Annotated in this window: 25 protein-coding genes; 6 read left to right on the top strand and 19 right to left on the bottom strand. The window is 40.7% G+C overall.

Annotated features, from left to right (window positions below; all coding sequences use genetic code 11):
* Window positions 1–13 precede the first annotated feature (13 nt).
* From FUA25_RS07250 to FUA25_RS07235, 4 genes are read right to left on the bottom strand one after another with little or no spacing between them, the layout of a single operon-like run.
* Window positions 14–928 carry a ribonuclease Z gene (locus FUA25_RS07250; protein WP_147756228.1) on the bottom strand — a complete coding sequence of 305 codons (915 nt, stop codon included), beginning with the start codon at window positions 926–928 and terminating at the stop codon, window positions 14–16.
* A gap of 34 nt (window positions 929–962) precedes the next feature.
* Complete coding sequence (gene rdgB, locus FUA25_RS07245) at window positions 963–1,538, bottom strand: RdgB/HAM1 family non-canonical purine NTP pyrophosphatase (RefSeq protein WP_147756227.1); 576 nt, start codon at window positions 1,536–1,538, stop codon at window positions 963–965.
* Window position 1,539: 1 nt separating this feature from the next.
* A complete protein-coding gene (locus FUA25_RS07240; protein ID WP_147756226.1) occupies window positions 1,540–2,040 on the bottom strand; it encodes a hypothetical protein in 501 nt (166 codons plus the stop codon).
* On the bottom strand, window positions 2,030–2,869 hold the full coding sequence (locus FUA25_RS07235) for a CPBP family intramembrane glutamic endopeptidase (RefSeq protein WP_147756225.1): 840 nt from the start codon (window positions 2,867–2,869) through the stop codon (window positions 2,030–2,032). The genes FUA25_RS07240 and FUA25_RS07235 overlap by 11 nt, the downstream gene beginning before the upstream one ends.
* Before the next feature lie 118 nt (window positions 2,870–2,987).
* On the opposite strand from FUA25_RS07235, the gene FUA25_RS07230 reads away from it, so the two are divergent.
* Both FUA25_RS07230 and FUA25_RS07225 read left to right on the top strand, forming a co-directional pair.
* Window positions 2,988–4,586, top strand: a complete 1,599-nt coding sequence (locus FUA25_RS07230; RefSeq protein WP_147756224.1) for a peptide chain release factor 3 — start codon at window positions 2,988–2,990, stop codon at window positions 4,584–4,586.
* Between the two features lie 212 nt (window positions 4,587–4,798).
* Window positions 4,799–5,914 (top strand): DUF4349 domain-containing protein, encoded by a 1,116-nt coding sequence (locus tag FUA25_RS07225; RefSeq protein WP_147756223.1) that lies wholly within the window; start codon window positions 4,799–4,801, stop codon window positions 5,912–5,914.
* Window positions 5,915–5,978: 64 nt separating this feature from the next.
* On the opposite strand, the gene FUA25_RS07220 is transcribed toward FUA25_RS07225, so the two are convergent.
* The gene (locus FUA25_RS07220) at window positions 5,979–7,121 is read right to left on the bottom strand and encodes an acyl-CoA dehydrogenase (RefSeq protein ID WP_147756222.1); all 1,143 of its coding nucleotides are present in this window, start codon (window positions 7,119–7,121) and stop codon (window positions 5,979–5,981) included.
* Window positions 7,122–7,252: 131 nt separating this feature from the next.
* Here FUA25_RS07220 and FUA25_RS07215 point away from each other — a divergent pair, with 131 nt between their 5' ends.
* Window positions 7,253–9,025 carry an AMP-dependent synthetase/ligase gene (locus FUA25_RS07215; RefSeq protein WP_147756221.1) on the top strand — a complete coding sequence of 591 codons (1,773 nt, stop codon included), beginning with the start codon at window positions 7,253–7,255 and terminating at the stop codon, window positions 9,023–9,025.
* A gap of 91 nt (window positions 9,026–9,116) precedes the next feature.
* Here FUA25_RS07215 and FUA25_RS07210 read toward each other — a convergent pair whose 3' ends face one another.
* The 5 genes from FUA25_RS07210 to mutY all read right to left on the bottom strand — a co-directional run bounded on the left by FUA25_RS07210 (window position 9,117) and on the right by mutY (window position 14,244).
* Window positions 9,117–10,097 carry an NAD(P)H-dependent flavin oxidoreductase gene (locus FUA25_RS07210; RefSeq protein WP_147756220.1) on the bottom strand — a complete coding sequence of 327 codons (981 nt, stop codon included), beginning with the start codon at window positions 10,095–10,097 and terminating at the stop codon, window positions 9,117–9,119.
* Window positions 10,098–10,160: 63 nt separating this feature from the next.
* Window positions 10,161–11,528 (bottom strand): peptidylprolyl isomerase, encoded by a 1,368-nt coding sequence (locus FUA25_RS07205; protein ID WP_147756219.1) that lies wholly within the window; start codon window positions 11,526–11,528, stop codon window positions 10,161–10,163.
* 87 nt (window positions 11,529–11,615) lie between these two features.
* On the bottom strand, window positions 11,616–12,536 hold the full coding sequence (locus tag FUA25_RS07200) for a PfkB family carbohydrate kinase (protein ID WP_147756218.1): 921 nt from the start codon (window positions 12,534–12,536) through the stop codon (window positions 11,616–11,618).
* 69 nt (window positions 12,537–12,605) lie between these two features.
* Window positions 12,606–13,160 (bottom strand): gliding motility lipoprotein GldD, encoded by a 555-nt coding sequence (gene gldD / locus FUA25_RS07195; RefSeq protein ID WP_147756217.1) that lies wholly within the window; start codon window positions 13,158–13,160, stop codon window positions 12,606–12,608.
* Between the two features lie 52 nt (window positions 13,161–13,212).
* Window positions 13,213–14,244 (bottom strand): A/G-specific adenine glycosylase, encoded by a 1,032-nt coding sequence (gene mutY / locus FUA25_RS07190; RefSeq protein WP_147756216.1) that lies wholly within the window; start codon window positions 14,242–14,244, stop codon window positions 13,213–13,215.
* Window positions 14,245–14,291: 47 nt separating this feature from the next.
* On the opposite strand from mutY, the gene FUA25_RS07185 reads away from it, so the two are divergent.
* The 3 genes from FUA25_RS07185 to FUA25_RS07175 all read left to right on the top strand — a co-directional run bounded on the left by FUA25_RS07185 (window position 14,292) and on the right by FUA25_RS07175 (window position 17,793).
* Window positions 14,292–14,582, top strand: a complete 291-nt coding sequence (locus FUA25_RS07185) for an HU family DNA-binding protein (RefSeq protein WP_088264242.1) — start codon at window positions 14,292–14,294, stop codon at window positions 14,580–14,582.
* Between the two features lie 338 nt (window positions 14,583–14,920).
* Window positions 14,921–16,480 (top strand): ribonuclease E/G, encoded by a 1,560-nt coding sequence (locus FUA25_RS07180; protein WP_147756215.1) that lies wholly within the window; start codon window positions 14,921–14,923, stop codon window positions 16,478–16,480.
* Window positions 16,481–16,737: 257 nt separating this feature from the next.
* Entirely contained in the window at window positions 16,738–17,793 is a 1,056-nt protein-coding gene (locus FUA25_RS07175) for an AI-2E family transporter (protein WP_147756214.1), read from the top strand.
* A 71-nt stretch (window positions 17,794–17,864) separates the two neighbouring features.
* On the opposite strand, the gene FUA25_RS07170 is transcribed toward FUA25_RS07175, so the two are convergent.
* From FUA25_RS07170 to FUA25_RS13390, 9 genes are all read right to left on the bottom strand, one after another.
* Window positions 17,865–19,283 carry an L-serine ammonia-lyase gene (locus FUA25_RS07170; protein ID WP_147756213.1) on the bottom strand — a complete coding sequence of 473 codons (1,419 nt, stop codon included), beginning with the start codon at window positions 19,281–19,283 and terminating at the stop codon, window positions 17,865–17,867.
* A 30-nt stretch (window positions 19,284–19,313) separates the two neighbouring features.
* Window positions 19,314–19,955, bottom strand: a complete 642-nt coding sequence (locus tag FUA25_RS07165; RefSeq protein WP_147756212.1) for an alpha/beta hydrolase — start codon at window positions 19,953–19,955, stop codon at window positions 19,314–19,316.
* Window positions 19,956–20,035: 80 nt separating this feature from the next.
* Complete coding sequence (locus FUA25_RS07160) at window positions 20,036–20,629, bottom strand: YceI family protein (protein ID WP_147756211.1); 594 nt, start codon at window positions 20,627–20,629, stop codon at window positions 20,036–20,038.
* A 74-nt stretch (window positions 20,630–20,703) separates the two neighbouring features.
* Window positions 20,704–21,270 (bottom strand): YceI family protein, encoded by a 567-nt coding sequence (locus FUA25_RS07155; protein ID WP_147756210.1) that lies wholly within the window; start codon window positions 21,268–21,270, stop codon window positions 20,704–20,706.
* A gap of 121 nt (window positions 21,271–21,391) precedes the next feature.
* On the bottom strand, window positions 21,392–22,441 hold the full coding sequence (locus tag FUA25_RS07150; RefSeq protein WP_147756209.1) for a glucokinase: 1,050 nt from the start codon (window positions 22,439–22,441) through the stop codon (window positions 21,392–21,394).
* A 102-nt stretch (window positions 22,442–22,543) separates the two neighbouring features.
* On the bottom strand, window positions 22,544–23,149 hold the full coding sequence (locus FUA25_RS07145; protein WP_147756208.1) for a hypothetical protein: 606 nt from the start codon (window positions 23,147–23,149) through the stop codon (window positions 22,544–22,546).
* Between the two features lie 255 nt (window positions 23,150–23,404).
* Entirely contained in the window at window positions 23,405–24,931 is a 1,527-nt protein-coding gene (locus tag FUA25_RS07140) for a patatin-like phospholipase family protein (RefSeq protein ID WP_147756207.1), read from the bottom strand.
* An 18-nt stretch (window positions 24,932–24,949) separates the two neighbouring features.
* A complete protein-coding gene (locus FUA25_RS07135) occupies window positions 24,950–25,852 on the bottom strand; it encodes a hypothetical protein (protein ID WP_147756206.1) in 903 nt (300 codons plus the stop codon).
* Between the two features lie 129 nt (window positions 25,853–25,981).
* The gene (locus FUA25_RS13390) at window positions 25,982–26,116 is read right to left on the bottom strand and encodes a hypothetical protein (protein WP_262712205.1); all 135 of its coding nucleotides are present in this window, start codon (window positions 26,114–26,116) and stop codon (window positions 25,982–25,984) included.
* Window positions 26,117–26,167 lie beyond the last annotated feature (51 nt).

Here is a 26,167-nt window from a genome sequence, read left to right as displayed (position 1 = left end):
AGTAAAATTCCCCTTAAATTTTTACGGCTTCTAAAGCTTTGGGAAGGAAAGTATTAGGAAAAACTTCACGGGCTTCGTCGGTAAACACGGTAAGGTCGCCGTAACGGTTCGAAAAATGTCCGAGAATGAGTTTTCCGACATTGGCCTTTCTGGCAATTCTTGCGGCTTCCAGAGCGGTGGTATGACCAGTGTAATCGGCCATTTCCTTTAGATCGTGTAAAAAAGTTGCCTCGTGGTACAGCACATCTACATTTTCAATGATCGGAATGATTTCTTCGCGGTAACGCGTGTCACTGCAGAAGGCATAAGAAACCGATTTGGAAGGTTCGGTGGTTAGGATCTCGTTTTTCAGTACATAACCGTCGCTCAGTTTGAAATCTTTGCCGATTTTGAGGTTGTGGTAATCACAGGTCTCGATTTCGGGATATCTTGAAATTTCCTGCATGTTCAGATGCCTTTCCTTCGTTTTTTCCCGGAAAAGATAACCATTGCAGTAAATGCGGTGATCAAGCGGAATTGTATACACTTCTACCCTGCTGTCTTCATAAATTTTTTCTGAACCCTTATTCTCCAGTTCATGATAAATCACTTCAAAGCCGCGGTGCGTTTCAGTAATGGTGAAAATCGTTTCCATCATTTTCTTGATGCCCTTCGGACCGTAAACATGAAGCGGATTATCACGCCCCAACAATCTGAAACTCGCGATGAGTCCCGGAAGACCGAAACAGTGGTCACCATGGAGATGCGATATAAAAATATGGTTGATTTTAGAAAATCTGGCTTTGGCTTTGCGCAGCTGAACCTGAGTTCCCTCGCCGCAGTCGATAAGGAAAGCACGTTCCTCCATCTCCAGAAACTGTGCGGTAGGTGAAGCATTCACTGTAGGAATCGCCGAATTGTAACCGAGAATGGTAAGGTAAGTACTCAAAATTTAGTTATAAATGCAAATTTAAGGTAAATAATCAGTTATTCAGATAATCCAGAAACTGATCGAGGGCTTTCCGGCGGTGGCTGATCTTGTTTTTTTCCTCCGGAAGCATTTCTGCAAAAGTCAAACCAAGATTTTCCGGAATAAATATCGGATCATAGCCAAAGCCTTTTGCACCGCTGATTTCCCTTGTTAAATTGCCATAAATACGTCCTTCAAAATAATGCTCGCCGGTTTCGTCGACCAAACACATGACGGTAATAAAATAGGCTTTCCGGTTTTCGGAATCTTTCATTTCCTCTAAAACGCGGGCCATATTTTTAGCAAAATCGTGATTGCCGGCGTAACGTGCGGAAAAAATGCCTGGTCGGCCGTCCAATGCTTCTACCACGAGCCCGGAATCATCTCCAAGACTTGGTTTTCCCGTACTTTCGAAACAGTATTTGGCCTTGATCAAAGCATTTTCGTGGAAGGTTTTTCCGTCTTCCACAATTTCATCGTGAATATGATAATCGGTTAGCGAAGTAACTGTATACCGTTCGCCCAAAATCTGCTGAATTTCTTCCTTTTTGTGCTCGTTGTGGGTGGCGATGAGGATTTCTTTGGTCATATTATTCGTTTTTGTATAGAACTTTTAATAAAAAAAACAGCAGCGATAATACTAAAAATACAAGGCCTATAATAACAGAAAATATTGGCATTATATTAACATCTGGACTAAAAGGAATTAATAATATTTTATCACAGCTTGTAGAAAAGGAAACCATTCTATATATTCCCTGTTCCTGATTGTAAAAGTATCCAGAGCATTGATAACTTTTTGTCTTATATTTTACTATTTCTGATGAATAAGAAAAATCAACCGTTTCAGAAACTGTATTGCTGGTAAGATTTCTAAGCTCAAATAATTTTTTTTTGTCATCAAAATTTTTAATGCAATCTTCATTCAAATACAGTTTAAATCGGCCCTTTCCAAGTTTTATAACCATTTCACTCTTCACATCAGCTTCCAAAACTTCAGGGTCGTTTATAAAAACAGGAGAAAAACACAAAGCTGTCAGTCCGAGAACTAAAAATAAGATTGAAATTGTATTGAAAAACTTAATCATCATTTTCAGCGTAAAGAACCTTGTACTTTTTCATAAATAAAAAGAAAAACACTGAAAAAAGCACAACTCCGACTCCTAAAATAAGCAATTCAGACACTTTGAAGGCATCCGCAAAACTTTCGGTGTTACCGTAAAAAATCAGAAGTGAAGAACAGAGATTGTTAAAAGCATGAAGAAGCATCGGCAGCAAAAGCGATTTGGCTTTATAATATACCAGTCCCAAAACACAGCCAAGCAGCACCGCACCCACAAACTGCCAAGGATTGGCGTGAACAAGCCCGAAAATTACGGAAGAAATGAGGATCGCATAAAGAGGTCTCATTCCTTTGTTGATCAATCCTTTCAGAATAATCCCACGGAAAACAATCTCTTCAAAAATAGGTGCCATCACAACTGCGAGTAGGATGAGCGTGGCTTCATCCTTCGTCATCCTTTCCATAAGACCGGAGAAAAAATCATAAAATGGACCGAAGAACGGACCGGTAATAGGAATCTGGCCCGTAATGAATTCTGCAATAAGCATCATGCCGAACATCATCGGGAATATTAAAAGCCAGGTTTCAAAATTGACAGGTGAAAAATTGAAATTGAGTTTTCTTCCCGTTTGCGGACGAACAATAAAGTAATCGAAAGCGAAGATAGCTCCCAGAAATCCTGTGGCGTTTACGATCAGCAGATAAAAATCCCTGTACTGAAGGTCTTCATTAAAAACGAATACAGAAAAAACATTGATCAGCGAAAAAAGAGAAGAGCCAATCACCATTCCTCCAATTAATGCGACAGCGCCCTTCCAGTCGAAAATATATTTTTTTTCCGGGTGTTTTTCAGCCATTTAATTTTATTTCAACAAATATATAGTAAAAAGATAAAAAACCTCCAATTCGATGGGATCAAAACTGCGTTTTCATGTTCCATAAAAAAACACGATTTTTGCAGATTCAAATATTATTATGTCAGAACTCATCAAAGAAATAGAAAGAAGAAAAACCTTCGGGATTATCTCGCATCCCGATGCCGGAAAAACCACCTTAACGGAAAAGCTGCTTCTTTTTGGAGGCGCGATTCAGGAGGCAGGTGCCGTAAAATCAAATAAAATTAAAAAAGGAGCCACTTCCGATTTCATGGAAATCGAGAGACAGAGAGGGATTTCCGTGGCGACTTCCGTTCTGGCTTTCGAATATAAAAATCACAAAATCAACATCCTGGATACGCCAGGTCACAAAGACTTTGCGGAAGACACGTATCGAACTTTAACCGCGGTTGATTCTGTAATCGTGGTCATTGACGTTGCAAAAGGAGTTGAGGAGCAGACCGAAAAACTCGTGCAGGTCTGCCGCATGAGGAACATCCCGATGCTGGTTTTCATCAATAAACTTGACCGCGAAGGAAAAGACGCCTTTGATTTGCTGGATGAAGTGGAACAGAAACTGGGATTAACGGTCTGTCCGCTCTCTCTGCCTATTGGCATGGGCGCAGATTTTCAGGGCATTTACAACATATGGGAAAACAATATCCAGCTGTTTCTGGAAGAAAAAAAACAGAAAGTTGGTGAAGCCATTAAATTTGATGACATTACCGATTCCAAAATCGATGAGATCATCGGTGAAAAAGCCGCCGCCACTTTAAGGGAAGAACTGGAACTCATTCAGTCTGTTTATCCGGAATTTAACCGCGAAGATTATATGAATGGTGATTTGCAGCCGGTTTTCTTTGGCTCTGCGCTTAATAATTTCGGAGTCCGTGAACTTTTGGATGCCTTCATCGACATTGCACCGAAACCGCAGCCGAAAGAAAGTGAAACACGAATCGTTAAACCCGAGGAGAAAGATTTCACCGGATTTGTCTTTAAAATCCATGCGAATATGGACCCGAAACACCGGGATCGGTTGGCTTTCGTAAAAATTGTTTCCGGAACTTTTAAGAGAAATGAAAACTATCTTTTGGTACGAGAGAATAAAAAAATGAAGTTCTCGTCACCAAACGCATTCTTCGCCGATAAAAAAGAAGTGGTCGATGAAAGTTTTCCGGGCGATATTGTAGGCCTTCACGATACCGGAAATTTCAGGATTGGTGATACTTTAACGGCTGGTGAAAAGATCTTCTTCAAAGGAATACCGAGTTTCTCTCCAGAACATTTCCGTTACATCAACAACGATGATCCGCTTAAGGCAAAACAGCTCAACAAAGGAATCGACCAGCTGATGGACGAAGGTGTGGCACAGCTTTTCACGATGGAAATGAACAACAGGAAGATCATCGGAACTGTAGGTGCGCTTCAGTACGAAGTCATTCAATACCGGCTTGAGCACGAATACGGTGCAAAATGTACCTATGAGCCGCTTTCCATTCACAAAGCCTGCTGGATTGAAGCCGATGAAAAATCGGATGAGTTCAAGGAATTTGCACGGCTGAAACAGCGTTTTCTGGCCCGGGACAAATACAATCAGCCGGTTTTTCTGGCAGATTCATCCTTTACCATTCACATGACTCAGGAGAAATTCCCGAATGTGAAACTGCATTTCATCAGTGAATTCCGAAATGATCTGTAAAAACTCAATAATACAAATCTTCAGTTCGTCTGGAGATTTTTTTTGTTTTCGATTGGAAGGAGAAGAATAGTGTCTCATTTTTTTGTAATGATTCTGTAAAACGATTTGCAAAGAACTAACGTTCAGAGTTTTAATAAAAACAGTCAGAAATATTTCTGTTTAGGGGAATACTATTTGATTCTGTTCCACTGTTTTAAAATATAAATCAACCCATGAAGAAAATAGTTCTTGTCCTTTCTGTAGCAGTTGCTTTGATTTCCTGCGACAAAAGTTCCATTCAGCAGACCACGGATTCCATCAAAACTGCCGACAGTCTTTTCACGAAAGCAAACGACGGCCTGAAAACACTTGATTCTATTTCCAAGACCATCAATGATTCAAACGGAATTGCGAAAACCGTCATCATCCCTGAAATTGAAAAACAGAAAAAAGTCATTGACAGCACGATTAAATCGGGCGGTTTCAGGATTGATTCTATTAATAAAGAAATCGAAAAAATTACAAAAAATGTAAAAGCCGGAACTGAAGTCGCGAAAACGCTGGATTCGGCCAACCAATCCATTAAAAACGGAGAAAGCGCGCTAAAGGTCTTAACAAGAACTGCCGACCGGATTCTGAAACAGACCAAAACTGAAGACAACACTGGAAACCAAGATCCCAATACGGTTGTCATTCGGCCTTCATCAAAAAATGATCCGCTCATAAAAACCGCCAAACTGGAAATTCAGGTGGAGGATTTAAACAGCGCAAAGGCACTCCTGAAACAGAAAATCAGGGAAAACAATGCAGACTTGGTCAGTGAAAATTTCACGCAGAATGTAGGCATCCAGCGGGAATTTGTCTCGGTGAAGGTGCCGCTTCAGAACTTCGACCGTCTTGTAGCGAATCTTTCGGGTCAACTGGGTGAAGTGAAACTGAAAACGACTGAATCTGAAGGGAAAGATTACATCGATTCCCAAATCTGCGAGGTTGAAATCACATTGCTTCAGCACGAAAACATGGCGGATCTGGCTATTAATGACACTCAGAATGAGCAAAACACAAACACTTTCAGCGCCGCTTTTATGAAAGGCTTCAAAGTTCTGGGCGACGGACTACTGTTTCTGTTGCCGTTCTGGCCCATATTCGTGATCGGTGGGCTGGTGTGGTATTTCGTTCACCGAAATAGGAAAATGCGGGAACAGAAAGCGTTTGAAAGACAGCAGATCCTGAATCAGCAGACAGTACAATATCCTTCTCAAAACCAAACCTCCACGGCCGAAATCGAGGAAGCCAAACCGAAGGACGATCCCGAGACGGATTACTCCAAATATCTTCCTAAAAACTAACAAAAAATGCCTTCCGGATTGGAAGGCATTTTTATTTTAATTCAATATGGTTTACAACACAATGTTATTTCTTCGCAATGCTTCTGGAGATCACAATTCTCTGAATTTCTGAAGTTCCTTCATAAATCTGGGTGATTTTTGCGTCACGCATCATTCTTTCCACATGGTATTCCTTCACATAACCGTAACCGCCGTGAATCTGTACCGCTTCAATACTTGTATCCATTGCTACCTGTGAAGCGTAAAGTTTCGCCATGGCCCCGCTTTCAGAAATATCCTTGCCTTCATCTTTTTCGGTGGCGGCTTTATAACAAAGCATTCTGGCTGCAGTAATCTGCGTGGCCATATCGGCAAGTTTAAAAGCAATTGCCTGATGGTTGATGATTTCTGTACCGAAGGCTTTTCTTGTTTTGGCGTATTTCAGCGCCAGTTCATACGCTCCGGACGCAATTCCCAAAGCCTGAGAAGCAATCCCGATTCTGCCGCCGTTTAATACCGCCATTGCAAAACCGAATCCGAAACCGTCTTCACCAATTCTGTTTTCCTTTGGAACTTTAACATCCGTAAACAAAAGCGAATGCGTATCGCTTCCACGGATCCCGAGTTTGTCTTCCTTTGGACCTATTTCAAAACCTTTCCATCCTTTTTCAACGATGAAAGCATTGATTCCTTTATGTTTTTTTTCAACATCAGTCTGGGCAATAACCACATAATATGATGCTGTTCCACCGTTGGTGATCCAGTTTTTGGTACCGTTTAGCAAATAATGATCTCCCATATCAATGGCAGTCGTTCTCTGCGAAGTTGCATCTGATCCCGCTTCCGGTTCAGAAAGTGCGAATGCACCGATCACTTCGCCACTGGCAAGAGGTTTCAGATATTTCATTTTCTGCTCCTCATTACAGAATTTTTCCAGGCCTGCACACACCAAAGAGTTGTTTACTGACATCACCACTGCAGCTGAAGCATCTACTTTGGCAATCTCTTCGATTGCAAGGACGTACGAAACACTGTCCATTCCTGCACCGCCATATTTTGGATCCACCATCATTCCGAGAAAACCAAGTTCTCCCATTTTCTTTACCTGCTCATGAGGAAATTTCTGTGCGTTGTCTCTTTCAATAACTCCAGGCAAAAGTTCAGTTTGGGCAAAGTCTCTGGCTGCCTGCTGAATCATCAACTGCTCTTCTGATAAATTAAAGTCCATAAAATATTAATTGTTTGCGGGTAAATTTACAATTTTTCGCAAACCCTTGAAAGAAAAATATTTTTTTGAAATCTGAAATTAAAATGATACTTTTACGAATAGCTATAAGCAAAAAATTAAAAACACGTATCATGCCGATAAAAAGACTCTTTGATTTTGCACATCAGGCTTTGGAGAAATTTCCCAAAGATGATATGTTTGTGACGAAATATCATGGTGAATGGCAAAAAACCTCCACTCAGGAATTTATTAATTTAGGAAACAAAATTTCCCGTGGACTTCTGAAATCCGGTATAAAACCGGGCGATAAAATTGCGCTCATCACTTCTGCAACCCGAACAGAATGGGCGGTGATGGATCTCGGAATTTCACAGATCGGTGCCGTTTCGGTACCGGTATATCCTACTATTTCAGCGGAGGATTACGATTTCATCTTCAATGATGCAGAGGTAAAATACTGTTTTGTTTCAGACCGGGTTCTTCTGGATAAAGTATTGCTGATCAAATCAAAAGTACCGACATTACAGGGTATTTTCACCTTTGACACGGTTGAGGGAGAAGCCAGCTGGAACGAAATACTGGACCTCGGTGAAGACCACTCGATCCAAAATGAAGTGGACGATCTTGCCAACAGCATCAATTCTGAAGATTTAGCCACGATTATTTATACCTCCGGAACCACCGGAAGACCCAAAGGGGTTATGCTTACGCACCGCAATATTGTTTCGAATGTAATGGCTTCTGATCCCAGAATTCCGCGAAAAAAAGGAATGAACAATAAAGATGTGGTCGTTCTAAGCTTTCTGCCGATTTGCCACATCTTCGAAAGAATGCTTTTTTACCTTTACCAATACAACGGTTTTACGGTTTATTTTGCTGAAAGCATTGATAAAATGGGCGAAAACATCAAAGAAGTCAAACCGCATATCATGTCGGTGGTACCGAGACTTATAGAAAAAGTTTACGATAAAATATACGACAAAGGCACCCATGCAGGCGGGCTTAAATCCAAAATATTCCTTTGGGCGCTTGGTGTAAACAAAGCCAAACAGAACATCGGCAAACCTTCGGGTATCAAAGAAATCATTGCCGATAAACTCGTATTTTCGAAATGGAGAGAAGGTTTAGGCGGAAATATCATCACGCTCGTTTCAGGATCTGCAGCACTGTCTGAAAGGCTGAACAGAATGTTTCAGAATGCAGGAATTCCTATTCTGGAAGGCTATGGTTTAACTGAAACTTCTCCTGTAATCTCCGTTAACAGTTTCGAAAAAATGAAAATCGGAACGGTAGGCCATGTTCTGGATAACCTGACGGTAAAAATCCAGGAAGACGGCGAAATTACCGTAAAAGGTCCATCCGTTTTTAAAGGATATTTCAAGAACGAGACCATGACGAAAGAAGTCTTTACCGAAGACGGGTTCTTTAAAACAGGCGACATCGGCCACATCGACAGCGAAGGTTTCCTGAAAATCACCGACCGTAAAAAAGAGATGTTCAAAACTTCCGGTGGAAAATACATTGCGCCGCAGGTCATTGAAAATCTTGCAAAATCTTCCAAATTCATCGAACAGATCATGGTCGTGGGCGACGGTGAAAAAATGCCTACGGCATTCATACAGCCCAATTTCGATTTTGTGAAAAACTGGGCAGAAAGGCACCATCTCAACATCGGAACCACACCGGCGGAGATGGTAAAAAACACTGAACTGAAAGACCGGATCGGAAAAGAAATCGATTATCTGAATACAAAACTTGGCAGCTGGGAACAGATTAAGAAGTTTGAACTCACCCCTGAAGTGTGGTCAATCGACCTGGGGCTTCTGACTCCGACTTTAAAGCTTAAACGAAAAGCGGTGAAAGAAAGATACATTGATCTGTACAACAGTATGTACGGTTACTAAAAACTTCTTAAAAAATTGAAAAAACACGGCTTTTGTCCGTGTTTTTTTTATACTTAAATATAAGATTGAAGAGAAGTTTCAATCTACTTTTCTATAATTTAAAATCTGCGGCTTCAAACTCTTTTAACAGGTTTTTAAAAACGGCTTCCACAGGCAGAATTTCATCAATTAAGGCTGAAACCTGCCCTATTTCCAGTTCGCCCTCTTTCAGGTCTCCTTCAAACATTCCGCGTTTTGCACGAGCGCGTCCGAGGGTTTCTTTCAATGCTTCCACATCCCGTCCTGTCTCGTAAAGCCTTTCAAGACCGTAAAAAAAATCGTTTTTTACCAAACGTACAGGCGCCAGTTCCTTTAAAGTCAGCTGGGTGTCGCCTTCCTGAAGTTCGGTGATTTTATTTTTCCAGTTTTGATGGGAACTTGCTTCAGTGGTAGCTGCAAATCTCGACCCGATCTGCACGCCGTCAGCTCCCAAAATCATCGCCGCTTTCATCTGTGATCCCAGTGCAATTCCACCGGCTGCGATCAACGGAAGTTCAATATTTTTTCGGACGTTCGGAATCAGGCAGAATGTGGTGGTTTCATCGCGCCCGTTATGTCCGCCTGCTTCAAAACCTTCAGCAACCACGGCATCAACGCCTGCGTCCTGACATTTTAAGGCAAATTTGGTGGAGGAAACCACATGTGCTACCTTTAATCCTTCTTTTTTCAGGGTTTCGGTATAGGTTTTGGGATTTCCGGCAGAAGTAAAAACGATTTTCACCTCTTCTTCCAGGATAATTTTAAAAATTTCCTCGAGATTCGGGTACAGCATCGGAACGTTAACGCCAAAAGGTTTATCGGTCGCTGCTTTGCACTTTCTTATATTTTCCCTTAAAATATCCGGATACATACTTCCGGCTCCTATCAATCCCAAACCTCCGCAGTTGGAAACGGCAGAAGCAAGCCGCCAGCCGGAATGCCAGATCATTCCGCCCTGAACAATGGGATATTGAATATTAAAGAGTTGGGTGATTCTGTTTCTTTTTTCGCTGTAAAGTTTTCCGGCGGTCCCGAAATCGATATAACTGCTCATTGCGTAAATTTAAAAATAATTTGATGACAAAAAAAATCCCTGAAGTTTCAGGGATTATTATTATTATTTGGTAAGTGCTTTCTTGTTCCAGTCGGTTTTAAAGGTGCAGTCCTTATAACGGTTATCAATGGAGATGAAAGTATTCGGAAGTTTTTCATTGACCCACTTTTCAACCATTTCATTTTTCTTTTTGTTGAGGGCCATCTGTTTGATACGGTCATAATCAGTTGCGGTATCAAGTTGGTGCGCCGGAATAATTTCATTCATTTTAATGAGAGTGACGGTTTTTTTCTGGTTCATTTCGTCTTCAAAAACTTCTGTGAAATCTCCCGCATTTAAACCTGCAATCTGATAACTAACGGTAGGCGGAAGGTTGAGTTTTTCCAGCCTGTCTGAACCAGTTTCGCTGTTTGCAAGCATTCCACCGTTGAATTTTGTTCTTTTGTCATCAGAATATTTAAATGCTGCTTCCTTGAAGGTCATTTTCCCTGCTATAATCTGAGTTTTAATACTGTCGAGTTCTTTTTTGGCATTTGCAATTTCTTCTGCATTTGGTTCCGCCTTAATCAGGATATGACGTGCGTCATACATTTTTCCTGATCTTTTTTCAAGCTGAATGAGATGGTAACCAAATTCCGATTCAATAGGGTCAGAAATTTCGCCTTCCTGAAGGTTCAGTGCTGCTGCTTCAAAAGGTTTTACCATTTTTCCCTTGGAAATATTTTTATAAAGCCCTCCGTTGGAAGCGGAACCCGGATCTTCGGAATAAATACGCGCCTGACTTTCAAAAGTTTCGCCCTTCAGGATGTCCTGACGGATTTTGTTAAGTCTTCCGATAATTTCTGCTTTGTGTGCCTCGGTAAGTTTTGGATAAATGCTGATCTGCGACAATGTAACTTCATCCTTAACTTCAGGAAGCTGCGTTTTGAACATATTGAAAAAATCGGTCACCTCATTCGGAGTAACATCGGCTTTTTCTGTAATGCGCTGGTATTTGGCCTGTCCGTAATAATTATCCGTATCAATTTTCTCAATTGCATTTTTCATTTCATATTGGTTCCGGAACTTGTAAGTTGCAAGCATTGTTTTTTCATCCGGAAACTGACCAACAATCTGCTGATATTTTGCATTAGCCTGTTCTTTTATTGCTGCAGAGCGGTTTTCGATAAGCGTATCTTTTTTCGCTTCGTAAATAAGCAGTTTATTATTCACAATACTTTCCAGAAACTGGCATTTATCGGAAACGTTTGCACCCTGCTGTTTTGCATAGTTGGCCTGTTCCTCAATATCCGATTCCAAAACAATTTCATCCCCTACCACAGCGGCAATACCGTCAATAAGCTGACCTGGTTGTATCTGTGCGTTAAAATTTGAAGAAAATAGAAGTGAAAAAATCCCCAATAGTAAAGTGATTTTTAGTCTGTTAATCATGTTTTATTTTTAGTAAGTTGCAAATTTAGAATTCTAATTGAATAAGTCTCAATTTTTTTTGATAATTATTTCTTAAAATTGTAACAATCAAACTCCTACTTCGAAAGTAGTGAGTTCTTTAAATTCTTTAATTCTTCGGTCCATATCATCTGCAGTAATTTCCTGAAGCCTTTCTGTTCCGAATTTTTCCACGGTAAAGGACGCCATTGCAGAACCCACAATTAGTGCAGCTTTCATGGTTTCAAAAGTCATCGAACCTTTCTTCGCCAAATAAGAGGCAAAACCCCCTGCAAAGGTATCTCCGGCTCCTGTTGGATCAAAAACTTCCTCAAGCGGCAAAGCAGGAATCGCAAATATTTTTCCTTCATGGAAAAGCAGTGCGCCGTGCTCACCTTTTTTAATGATGACAAACTGCGGACCCATTTCATGAATTTTTTTAGCGGCTTTAACCAGTGAATACTCACCGGAAAGCTGTCTTGCCTCCTCATCATTGATGGTAATCACGTCGGTTTTTTTCACCATTTCCATTAAGATATCCAGTGCAGAATCCATCCAGAAATTCATCGTGTCCAAAATAACGAGTTTGGGCTTTTTTTCCATTTTTTCAAGAACCGACAACTGAACGCCCGGATGAAGGTTGCCTAAAAGTAAAATCTCAGCATCCTGCATCGAAGCCGGAATTTTTGGATCAAAGTTTTCCAGCACATTCACTTCGGTAACTAAAGTATCTCTTGTGTTCAGGTCGTTATGGTATTTCCCGCTCCAGAAAAAAGTTTTACCTTCCTTCACGATTTCAATTCCTTCGATGTTTACACCCCGGTCTGAAAGCATGTCCAGATCAGTTTGGGGGAAATCGCCGCCAACCACCGAAACAATACCAGATTTCACATCCATTACAGAAGCGGCCAAACCGATATACGTTGCGGCACCGCCTAAAATTTTATCTGTTTTCCCGAATGGGGTTTCTATCGCGTCAAAGGCTACACTTCCTACTACTAAAAGTTTCATTTATCTCTTTTTATTATTTGATTGATTTAAAGATCACGGACGGATCCCGGCGTATTGCTTCAATTCTTCTCACTTCCATTCAAAAGTGTCGAGCAGATGAAGCAGGTCTTTTTTTACATAGTCAACAGCGGGAGCCAGAGAATCCGGTTTCGGTCTGGTGTTGAAATACAAATATCCTGTTACAAAATGCTTCGTGGAATCGGTTGCATAAAACTGCAGATTCGAAGCGCTCTGACCTTTCAGTTCATAAAAATTCCCGAAAACATTCCTTTCCGGATAGGCAAAGGATTTTGTTTCAATGGAACTGGCCTTTATGGTATGTTCATAGACCATTTTTTCCGCCTCTTTTATATGAAGGTCGAAGTCGTTATTGATAGGATAATAAGTCAGAAAAACCTTTGCTTTCATTTTTGGATAGGTAAGATAGAACCAGCACGGCTTTTTTGCATTCGTAATTTCAGCAAAATCCGAATACTCGAACGTGTAGGAACATGAATTGACAAAAGGCTTATATTTTGGTGTGGGATATTCCAGGCGAAGCTCACCGGAAGGTTTCGGAACCGCTTCTTTACTGCATGAAATGAGCAGTGTGCCTGCAAAAACGAAAATAAGTTTTTTAAACATTTTGTAAAAATACGAATTTGATTTTAGATGAAGCTTAATCGGTTTCATTGTTTTAAAAGATGCTGTTGACATAATTTTCAAGCGGTTTCGGAAATGATTTGCGGTGAAATTCCTCCACATTCACAATGCTGAAGGCTCCCTGTTCCGCGAAACTCCTGAAAACGCTTTCAGAATCAGGCTGCACCCTGTACATCTGAACCGTAAGATTTTTGTGCGTGAGCTTGTGGAGTACCGTTTTGTGATGGATGATAAATTCTTCGAAAGCTGCCGGAATCTCCGTAGGAAATTCAAAAAGTCTTTTCCAGATGAAGTCTTCCTTTCTTTGCCGTATTAGAAAATCACCGTTGAATTCCACGAAATAATAAATCAGTTCCAGATCTGTGGGCTTCGTTTTCTTGGTTTTTACTGGGAAGTTTTGAACAAGTCCCAAATTAAACGCAAGACAGTCTTTATTTAAAGGACAGATTTCACACTCCGGATTCCTTGGTTTGCAGATTGCTGAACCCAGATCCATCATGGCCTCATTAAAATATCCTGCTTCATTTTCAGGCATCATTTTAAGGACAAGTTCAGAAAAATAAGCAAAAGCTTTAGGACTAGAGACATCAAAATCATCCGCAAAAACCCGGGACAGGACGCGGTAAAAATTTCCGTCCACAGCCGGAATGGCTTTTCCGAAGCAAATACTGGAGATCGCCGCGGCCGTATATTTCCCCACGCCTTTCAGATTCAGGATGTCGTCGTAATTTTCGGGGAATTTGCCACCGAAATTTTCTACAATCTGTTTCGCGGCAATGTGAAGGTTAATCGCGCGGGAATAGTAGCCCAGGCCCTTCCAGTACAGCAAAACCTCATCATTTTCAGCATTGGCCAGAGTTTCAACGTCGGGAAATCTTTTGATAAAGGAGTTATAATGATTCAAACCCTGTTCAATACGGGTTTGCTGGAAAATGATTTCACAGATCCAGATTTTATAAGGATCTTTCGTATTGCGAAAGGGCAAATCTCTTCCGTGGATTTTGTACCAGGCCAATAATTTTACACCAACGTGAAGAAAATCAGCATTTTGTTTTTTAGTTTTCAAAAATAAGTTTTATATTTGCACACCAAAAATATAAATAAATAAAGGAAATGACAAAGGCAGAATTGGTAAACACGATCTCAAACAAATTGGGAACTGAAAAGAATGAAACACAGAAAGTTGTAGAAGCATTTATGCAGGAAATCAGAACATCAATGTACAATGGGGATAACGTTTATTTAAGAGGCTTCGGTTCGTTTGTTATTAAAACCAGAGCAGCTAAAACGGGAAGAAATATCTCGAAAAACACCGCCATCGAAATCCCTGCTCACAATATTCCGGCTTTCAAACCTTCAAAAACTTTTGTAGAAAAGGTTAAAACCAAAGTAGCGATTAAATAATCATTTGCAAATCAATAACTTACATATAAAATTTTAAATTATGCCAAGCGGAAAGAAAAGAAAAAGACACAAAGTTGCTACACACAAGAGAAAGAAAAGGAGGAGAGCAAACAGACATAAGAAAAAATAATCTCCGAGAGATTTACAATATAACAATATAGTTGGTGTTTTTATATGTATAAAACTTCACCGACTATATTTTTGTTTTAATGCAGGTTTAGAAACATCTTCCTGATTTCTTCAGAGGAAATTTCTAAATTCCACCAAAAGATCAGTTGGCCTTTTAGGTTTGGGGAAAACTGATTCATTATTTCTTAAAAAATACAAGAACCTGTAAAATGAAGAAAGAACTGATTATATCACATGAAGATGAGCAATCTAAAATTGCCCTGCTGGAAGACGGCCGGCTTTTCGAACTCCACGAACAGGAGGACAAAAGCGACTTTGTAGTAGGTGACCTATTTATCGGTAAAGTAAAAAAACTGGCACCCAACCTCAATGCTGCCTTTGTGAGCATTGGGTATGATAAAGATGCATTTCTGCATTATCAGGATCTGGGACCGCAGTATCTAACGTATAAAAAATTCCTGAAAGACACCGTTTCCAAAAAACAGCAGAATTCTTCCCTGAAAAATTTTGAAGTTCAGCCGGAAATTCATAAAAACGGAATCATCGACAAAGTCCTGGCCAAGGACGACCTGGTTATTCTGCAGATCACGAAAGAACCGATTTCCACCAAAGGTCCCCGAATTTCCACCCAAATTTCCCTAACAGGAAGATTTTTAGTACTCATTCCATTCGACAAAAGCGTCTCCATTTCCAAAAAAATAGGCAGCGCTGAAGAAAGAGAACGTTTACGCACTTTAATCGAAAGCATTAAGCCGGAAGGTTTCGGCGTCATCATCAGAACCGTTGCCGAAGGCAAAAAAGTTGCAGAACTGCACAACGACATGAACCAGCTGGTTCAAAAATGGGAAACTACTTTCAAGAACATCCAGAAAAACAAAGCGCCCGGAAAGATTTTGAGTGAAGAAGACAAAGCTTCCTCCATTCTCCGCGATAATTTCAATGCCGATTTCGTATCCATTATCTGCGACGATGAACAGATGGTCAATGATATGAAAGCCTATATCGAAGTCATTGCGCCAGAAAGAAAAAATATCGTTCAGTTTTACGACAAGCCGCTGCCGCTTCTGGAATATTATAATGTTGAAAAACAGCTGAAACAGAGTTTCGGGAAACACGTCAACATTCCAAGTTCAAAAGGTGCCTATCTCGTTATTGAACACACAGAAGCCCTTCACGTAATTGATGTGAATTCCGGGAACAACATTTCTTCGGGCAATTCTGCGAGCAAAGAACATGCGCTGAACATCAATAAAATGGCCGCCACCGAAATCGCCCGTCAGCTCAGGCTGCGCGATATGGGCGGAATCATTGTCGTGGATTTTATCGACATGATCAATGCAGACCACCGCCGCGACCTTTATGAGCATCTGAAAGAGGAAATGCAGCGTGACAAAGCGCGTCATAAAATTTTACCCCCAAGTAAATTCGGACTGATCCAGATGACGAGACAGCGGACACGTCCGGAAAATATCATCGAAACGAAGGAGGAAAACCCTAATGTAGACGGTGAAATTCTTGCTCCGATTGTAGTGGTGGAGCGTATGGAGGAAGTGATCCGTAATATCATTCAGATTGAAAAAGGCAAAGTGTTTCTGCACGTTCATCCTTTTGTAGAAGCATATCTGACGAAAGGTCTGATGAGTATTCAAGTGAAATGGTACCTGAAATACAAAAAATGGGTGACCATTATTCCACGTGATTCCTTTAAATATCTGGAATACAAACTGGTTAATTCCGAGAAAGTTGAACTGATGGGCCATTCTAATTAGAAGAGACAAGGTAAAAGTAAAAAGAACCAATTTCAGCAAAAGCTTGTGAAGAAAGCTTAACTTCAAAAAACTATCACTCCCGAATTCTCGGGAGTTTTTTATATATTTGATTGAAGAGGTTATTTCCGAAGCTTGAAATTACACGTCCGGAATCATCAAACAAAACCCTTTTTAAGGAGGAAACAAGGCACTATATCTGCCCGCGGTTCCTTAGTAATGACCAATAACTCCAAATATAATGTCCCAAAATAAATCTTATGACGCAGCAAAGCAATGATCCGCAGGAGAATGACGGTAACTATTCGTACTTTCAGAAAAAAATATGGACAATCGCGGGCATATTTTCTTTTACCATCTTATTTTTACTTTTCATCAATTCTACATTTAATGTGCTTTTGCTGGTTCTGGCGGGCAGTCTTATTGCAATCTTCCTTCGTGCAATCAGTTCTATGATTCAACGCAAGACCAAATGGAAGGAAGGAGTTTGTGTAGCAATTTCCATAACCTTTACCCTTTTGACAGCTGCAGCGTTGTTCTGGCTGATTGGGGCGAAAGTGCAGGCACAAACCGTCGAGTTAATTGATACTTTACCAAAGACGATAACCAATATAAAAGATAAATTAAACGACAGCAGCATCGGCGAGAAGATAGTTGACCGTATAACTTCAAATAAGGCAGTTGATAAAGCCCAGGTCTTCGCCGGAAAGTTCTTCCAGTCAACTTTTGGCGTTTTAGGAGATGTGTATGTAGTATTGTTTATTGGCATTTTCTTTACCATTTCGCCTAAAACTTATACTGAAGGTTTTGTACAGCTGATCCCAGTAAAAGGACAGGCGAAAACCAAAAAAGTTTTGGATAAACTGGGTGAGGAACTCAGAAAATGGCTGAAAGGGAAACTCTTCTCAATGCTTGTGGTATTTATTTTAACAGCTGTTGGACTTGCGATCTTAGGAATTCCACTCTGGCTGGTCCTGGCATTATTGGCCGGGCTCATCAGTTTTATCCCGAATTTTGGCCCTTTGCTTGCCTTAATTCCTGCTGTAATGGTAGCATTTTCCCAGAGTCCACAAACCGCACTGTTAGTCGTAGGTCTGTATGTACTGATTCAGTTTATTGAAAGTAATTTCATCACCACATTTATTCAGCAGAAACTCATCAATATGCCCCCGGCTCTTGTTTTAATTGCGCAGTTGTTTATGGGTGCATTAACCGGCGGTTGGGGCCTTGTTCTGGCTACACCACTTACTTTGATTGTCATGGTGTTGGTTCAAGAACTCTATATCAAAAACAGGGAAAACGGTGATTCCAAGTAGATTGTGAACATACTGAGGCTGTTATAATTTAGTAAGTGGAATCAAATCCGAGAATTTCTCCGGTAAAAATATCAGCATTCCGCTACATTTACCGCGATAGCAAGTCCGCCTTCTGAGGTTTCCTTGAAGCGGTCGCTCATGTTCTGTGCAGTTTCCCACATCGACTGGATGACCTGATCGAGCGAAACTTTTGCTTTTTTCGGGTCAGATTCAATTGCGATATTGGCTGCGGTAATGGCTTTGATCGCGCCCATCGAATTTCTTTCAATACACGGAATCTGGACCAAGCCGGCAATCGGATCACAAGTCATTCCCAAATGATGTTCCATGGCAATTTCAGCCGCCATTAAAACCTGTCCCGGTGTTCCGCCCATTATTTCGGTCAGTCCCGCTGCAGCCATGGCCGAGGATACGCCGACTTCCGCCTGACAGCCGCCCATTGCTGCCGAAATGGTGGCATTTTTCTTAAATAAAGTCCCGATTTCTCCTGCTACCAAAAGAAATCGGATGATATCGTCTTCACTCGTGAACTCTGTAAAGCACTGCGCATACATTAAAACCGCCGGAATCACTCCGCTTGCTCCATTGGTTGGCGCAGTGATGATCCGTCCGAAACTCGCGTTCTCCTCGTTCACGGCCAACGCAAAACAAGAAACCCATTTGTTGATCCGGATAAATGTTTCTTCCGAATCTTTCACGAGTTGAAACCATTCTTCTTTATTAGTGTAGACCTGATTTCCGAGAAGCGTTCGGTTCAGACCCGGTGCACGTCGCGTTACATTCAGGCCACCGGGAAGAATGCCTTCCTTGTTTACCCCTTTGTAAATACATTCTTTGATCTCATCCCAGATATACAATGCAAGTTTTTCCGTCTCTTCTTTCGTTCGCCACGATTCCTCATTCATGAAAATAAGGTCGGAGAATTTATTCAGACCCATCTGCTCCACATATTTCATGACATCGCTGCCGTGGTGGCAAGGATAAAGTGTCCTTATGCAGTGTTTTTCGTAAGAATTTTCATTCTGCGTAGCAATAAAACCGCCACCAACAGAGTAATAGTCCTGGATCAGCTCTCTGCCGTCTTCGAAGACCGCTCTGAAAATCATCCCATTCGGATGGTAGTCCAGGGTTTTATTTTTATTCAGAATTAAATGCTCCCCGTAGATAAAAGGGATCACCTTTTCTCCTCCAAGATTGATCTTTCCTGAACTTTTGATAATGTCAATTTTCGCATTAATGGTTGAAGTGTCTATCGTCTTAAAATTCTGGCCCGAGAGGCCCAGCATCCCCGCAATATCGGTTCCGTGACCGATTCCTGTTTTTGCCAATGAGCCGAAAAACTCAACAAAAACCTCTTTTACGTCTTGAAGATTATGATCGGTCCGGATCTGGATTAAGAAATTTTCCGCGGCATTCCAAGGACCCATGGTATGAGAACTTGAAGGGCCAATTCCTACTTTGATGATTTCGAAAACTGAAATAGACTGCATGCTGACTTTGTAAGATTTAACGTTACAAATTTACGTGAAAATTTGCTTTAAAATCTCCGAAACTTCACGGTGTTTTGTAGCAGGAAAGAGATGGGTGCCGTTTTTAATGACGTAATCAGGTTTTGAATACTTCAGCGGAAAAACAATATCGTTCTCGGCAGAAATTTGTATGACCTTCGGATTTGCTTCAAACTTCCAGGCAGAAATCTTTTCAATGCACCATTTCAGGTAGTAAGGATTGCGGACGGTAAAATATTCCCAAATTTTGGGGTTTTTAGGATCGAAAAGTTTCCGTAAAAATGCATACACAAGCGCAGATTTTTCGTTGAATATATTTTCCGGCAGGTATTTTGGGATTTTGGTAACCTCCCCCACTTTCATGAACCTTGATTTTTCTTTGTCAGACTTAATGCTTCCTAAAATAACAATTTTCTCCGCCGGTTTGAGTTTATCGATCTCCTGAACCATAATTCCGCCAAAGGAATATCCGAGAAGACAGAAAGGTTCAGAATCATCAATTTTCTCGGCCATTCGGGCAACATAATCTCTGAAATGTTCATTCCTTTCCGGAATAAGCCATTCAATAGGAACGATTTCAAGATGTTCCGGAAATTTTATTTTTTTCAATACGCTGAAATCGGCACCCAAGCCACTGATTACATACAGTTTCATGATTTAGTCTGTATTTTTTCTTTCGTTTTTACATAAAAAAAGAGCAGAAAAACTGCTCTTCTTTATTATTTAAGAATCCATTACTTTGTCGCCACTTTTATCTGAATATCCATATCATCCTTGATGATCACATCCCTCAAGGACGAACGGTAAAATACGCCGTAATCCTGCCTGTTGATGGAAAACTTATCCGATTCGATACTTACAGAATAATTATCAACTTTAACTTTTGCCGGGAAAGAAATCGTTTTTCTAACTCCTTTCAGTGTTAAATTCCCGATCACTGTGTAGTTGTAAACCTCATCTTTCAGCGGAATTATTTTCGTTAAGTGGAATTTGGCAACAGGGTATTTTTTCACTTCAAAAAAATTGATGCTTTTCAGATCATTGGTCAATGTCGCCTGATCCTCTCCTGTTAAATCGGTGTCTGTAAGACTCCTCATATCAATCACAAATTCACCGTCAACCAACTCTCCTTTTTCAAAATTAAATTTACCGCTTTTGAGTTTTACATAACCTGAATGGGTAGTGGCATCTGTTTTAACGAGCTTGTAACCCCACCATCTGATGTCTGACGTGATCACTTTTGAAACTTTGGTATTACTCTTTCTCTTCTGCCCGAAAATGAAAGTAACACTCATCACCATCATTGCCAATAACAATATTTTTTTCATTCCTTTTTATTTATATTTTAACAAAAATAACAAAAAACACAGAATAATGGATGATTTCGAAAATTTATTTGAAATTATTTGGCGGTAACCTTCACAAGCATATCCACTTCGTCTTTTACCAAAACATCCTGCATGGCTGATTGGTAGGCTACATCAAATTTCTGTCTGTCGAAAGAAAATTTGTCGGAAACCAGGCTTACAACACCCTTACTGTATGCAATTTTTGCAGGAAAAGTGATGGTATTGGTTTTACCCTTTACCGTTAAATTACCGGTGATGAGACGGTTGTAAATTTTATTGGCATTTTTCTTCACCGAAGTGATTTTAAAAGAAGCCAAAGGAAATTTATCGGTTTCGAAAAAATCTCCGTTCTTGAGGTGATTGTTGAGTTTGGTCTGGTACTCACCGGAAAGATCTGTGGCATTTATGGAGTTCATATCCAGAACGAAATTACCTCCTACCAGTTCCTGACCTTTCATCACCATGGTTCCGGATTTCACTTTGACGTTTCCGCTGTGTGAAGACGCTTCGGTTTTGGCGACTTTATATCCCCACCACTGCACGTCGGATGCTACAATTTTCTTGGTTTGACCAAAGGCTAAACCACCGATTAAAACGGCAAATAATGCTAATTTTTTCATGTTTTTTTATTTGATTGGCACAAAGATATCTGATTTTTGCCTCCTGCTGAATTGATCTATGATAATAAAATGAATTTTCTCAAGGTAGGGTACTAAAAACTCCGGAGTTACCGGAGTTATTTTACAGTTCGCAGTAGGCTGCATAAATAGCGACTCCTTTGAGCCCCGCCTTTTCGTCTACAGCCAGGTAAAGAGGAATTTCCTTTAAAAGATTTTCCATTTTATCACTGATTTTAAATTTCTGATAAAATTTGTCCTTATCCATATAATCTTTTAACGCCATCGGAATTTCTCCGGTGATGAGAAGGCCGCCCGTTGCTTTAAGTTTTAATGCCAAATTGTTGGCTTCACGCGCCAGAAACTCCAGAAAAGTATTCATGGATATTTTACAGATCTGCACGTCGTCTTCAACGGCAGCTTTAAAAAGCTCCGTCATAAAATCGCCGCCCGAAAGTCTTGCGCCAAGCCATTCCGGTTCGGGATGCCTTTTGACATCCCTCAGAAAGCGGTAAATATTGAAGAGCCCTTTTTTTGACAGGACACTTTCCCAGCTCACAATCCCATACAGGTTGTTCAGAAACTGATAAAATTCTACTTCGGTGTTGGTTCTTGGGGAGAATTCAGAGTGGCCGCCCTCGCTGGCAAAAGGCCTCAGATATTCGCCGTCATAAAACAGTCCTGATTCGCCCAATCCGTTTCCGGGAGCCAGAATTGCCACGTTTCCTTTCGGCTGGTTTTCACTTTTATAAATGGGAATAAGTGCCTCATCAGAAATACAGGCCAAGCCGTAGGCAAAACCTTCAAGATCATTCAGAAGATGGACTTTTTTCAGCTGAAGTGTGTTTTTTATTTCCTCCGCATTCAAGTCCCACGGCAGACGGGCAGGTGCGCTTTTGGCGTTAATCACCGGTCCGGGAACCGCAACTGCAAGCCTTTCAATATCATTCAGGCGGTATTCCTGAATAAATTTCCCTGCCATTTCAGAAAAAGAGGAAAAACTTTTGGTGGAATAAGTACACTCTTCCACCAAATCCACTGTGCCGTTTGCAGATTTAAAATATCCAAAAACGGTATGATCTTCGCGCACATCTGCAGCGACAATTGCTATATTTTTATTCCGTTCACTTCCTATACCTGGTAAGTAAAGACGGTATCCTGATTCCGAATTCATAGTTTTGACTTTAATATCAAAGATAATAATTGTTTTGACAACTTAGGAAATAAAAAAAACCTTTTCGAATTGAAAAGGTTTTAAAGCTAAAATGATTTTTTCTTATTGTGCTGGTGCTGTAATTGGCCCGCTTCCTAAAGGAATGTTGTAACCTACCCCTACGCCTATGGTACCTGCATTGAAATTCTGTCCTGCAAATTCTCCATTGCTTCCTGTAAACACTTTGGTATAATGTGCATAGAAGTTCCAGTCTTTGTTGTGGTAACCGATTTCAGGTCTTAAATAAAAACCTCCGGTAGGCATGTCGGCATTGTAAACAGCGTTATTGGTTACCTTGTCGTCTCCAACAATAAATCCGTAACCCAAATCTGCACCTGCATAAAATCCGAACTGTTTAGGATACACTCTGATTAAAGCAGCAACTGGTACTACTCCGAAACCATTGTTTTCAACAGAAGTCCCATTGATGGTATTGTCTTTCCCGAAAAACTGATTGTAACCTGTCGCAAGACCCAAACCAAAACCTGGTGTTACCAGATGCTGATAAGAAACATCCAAACCAAGATTTGCCGAAGCATTCTCAGACGGTACTGCTACACCTGCATTAATTCCTACTTTCAGCATATTGTTCATGTCTGAATCCTGAGCATTCATAAAAGAAGCTCCAACAATCCCTGCCACTAAAATGGCTGATTTCATCATTTTCATAATTTTTAATTTTAATGTTTTAACGATTTCAGAAAAGAAAAAATTATGCCAAATAACCGGAAAAATCAAGCAAAACACGAATAAAGCTCTACAATTCACTCATTTACAGTAAGTTAAAAATTAAACAGGCATTTAAGTTTTCCCAGGTAATTTGTCTCAGAATTGGTGATTTTGTCAGAATTCCGGCGCAGGTTCTGACCATTTTGTCCGGAACGATTTACAGTCTTTGAGAATAATTCATCACCCTAACTTTATCTATGAAAAATTACTTTCAAAATAGACTTTTGCCCTGCCCTTTTTGTATTCCAGCCAGTCAAATTTTTCCAGGAAATCTAAGGCGGATTCAACTCCTTTTAAAAAGAGTGCCTTTTTAGTCTCCTCATCCATATTGAAATCGAGCCAGTTGGCTTTCGTTTCGAAAGTCGGAATATCGGCAATGCTGTATTTTTCGTAAAAGTTGTTTTTCGACAGAAAGTCCTTGTCGAAATTGCTTTTCATGGTGTTGAGAATTTTCCCTGCATAATCCCAGAAAGATTTGATCTCAGGTTTCGTGTTGGTTTTCGTTTCTTTCATTCTCACACCGAAAACCGGCAGCCTCGGAATGATCATACTGCTGTTATGAAAGATACTGATGGGAAAATTGGAAATGGAACCGCCGTCTATAAAAATTCCTTTATCCGGAATATCGTCTCTGCTCACAAAAATATTTCCCCAGTTTTTAATGATATTCTTGTCGGTCCGGTCAATATTAACCATGACCGGTTCAAAAAAAAGCGGGATGGCCATTGACGCACGCACAAAAACCGATGGGTTGACATTGAGACTGGCATTTTTCCAGTAAAGACCGGCGTGTGCGGGAAGTTCTATTTTTCTTTCAGAAGCAATATCTACTGTTATAAATGTGTAATCGGCTTCCAGACCTTTGAGGGTGTTTTCGTAATAAATGTTTTTGTGATACTGCTCATTCATCTGCTGCATGATCCGGTCATTTTCCTGTTTTCCGGCGGCACTAAGCTGGAAATGATAGTTCGTATTGCCTTCCACAAGGCCGTTTTCATCAATATAGAATTTTGCAATGCGGTCCAGTTCCAATTTGTTCGTAATGTGTTTCGAAGCCAGGATTTTTTCGAGAAACCGGAGGAATACATTTCCGGGATTGATGCCAAAACGGGCTTTCTTAAATTTTAAAAGCAGGAAAACAATCATCCCGGTAAGCAGCAAAAAAACAGAAAGCAAGATAAGATATACCGTTTTACCAATGACTGCAAAGGCAGAAACAACCGGAAAGATCAGCGTAAGCAAACACAGAAGCAGTGCATAAACCAGCAGGACCGTTTTAAACCAGCCGTCTTTTGAAATGATGCTCTTAATGATTCTTTTTGCCAGTGGATTTCCGTCGACAAAAGAAAAAAGATCCATATTCCTGATGATCCGGAAAAGTTCCGGCGTTACCGCTTCTTTTTTGTTTTTCCCCAAGGCCGCCATCAGCAACGTATTGACGGCTCCTGCGCTAGTTCCGGCAAGTTTCGTAAACCGGATTCCGATATATTCCAGAACGAAACAGAAACCCACAAGGGAAATTCCCAAGGTACCACCGCCTTCCTGCACCAACTGTATGTACTGCTGTTTTTCACCATTTTCCTCGGTAAACACATCCGAGAAGGTCCTGTTCTCCTTTTTCAACAGGTGGAGCCTTTCCAAAAGGAGAGCGGTATTGGTATCCGTTTTTATTTTCGGATCTGAAATATAATTGATGATATCCGCTAACTGTTGCCCATTCATCCTTTTAAATTTTGAATGTTAAACGAAGATGTAGTCATTTGGCTGCAAAAAGTACGTTGCATTTTTCACCAGGTCGGCTTCGCGATCCCTGCGCAGCCGCAGACCTTTGGACCTGGGCCATAACCTCTTCATATTCCGTATTTCTTCTGAGATTTTTTGAAGATTTTTTGAAAAGATCCATTTCCGAATATTTTTCATCTCAACACGGCTGTCTCCTTCCAGTCCTGAACCTCTGTTATACACCAACGAGAGCAGCGCACCCTGTGCATCGGGCGGCAGAAGCGCGATTCCTGGATAAGTTTTCGCAGTCAGCGCGGCATATTCAGACAAAGATCTGGTGTAGAATATTTCCAAAGCGGCTTCCAGCGGTATGGTGAGGTTTTTTACCGTGGACAAAGCCTTTTTTGCATGGGCGGCTTTAAGCCCAACCACGGTTTTAAGTCTGTTATAAACAGCAGGTGATAAAAGAGATTCCCAGTCTTTTTTAAATTTCGCCTGCGTGGCATAGCCCAGATCATAGCCGATTCCTATGGTAATGCCGCTTTCTCCTTCCGGCCAGATGGGATGTTGGTAAAGCGACAGATATCTTGCGTGCGAACCGATCTCAAATTCCAGGATCATTTCCGCAGATTTCCGGGAGATGATCAGCGAAGCGCCTTTTGGAAGGTCCGGAAGTTTTAGGTCGAGGAAAGACTCAATTCTTGTAAGGGTTGCAACGCCAAAGATTCCGTCAACCGCTTTTCCCGCAAAACCTAGTTTTTTCTGGATGTTTTTTTTCTTTTCTTCAATAGTGATTCCTGATAGCGGAAGCCCGAGCAATTTCATCAGTTCATCACACGTCTTGCCGTCAAAAATACCTGTTTGGAGAACCTGAAGGTTCTTCTGAATTTTTTTGATCCGTATTTCCAAAGGATGGTCCATGTCGAAATATTTAGCAGTTGCCTCATCAAATTTAGGAAGAAAAGTATATTTTAATGGATATCCATTTAAATTTTAACGGACGAACCGGTCAAAAAAAAATCCAACTGCATTGCTGCGTTGGATAATTTTTTAAAGTGCCGTGTTTTTGGCCATTGCTTTCTCCTGCTGTTTGCGGGCCCGCTTTTCTTCGTATTTTTTCATTACGTAACCGATGGCTATTGGTGCCACCCACATCAGGACTCTTCTTAATAATACTGGATTCATAATATTTATTTTTAGAAGTGAGTTTCAAGAATTAAGCCAAGAGTTTAAAAA

It is taken from the genome of Chryseobacterium sp., assembly GCF_008014695.1.
In the GTDB taxonomy this organism is placed as follows: Bacteria; Bacteroidota; Bacteroidia; order Flavobacteriales; family Weeksellaceae; genus Kaistella.
This window is presented reverse-complemented; position numbering and strand designations above follow the sequence as displayed.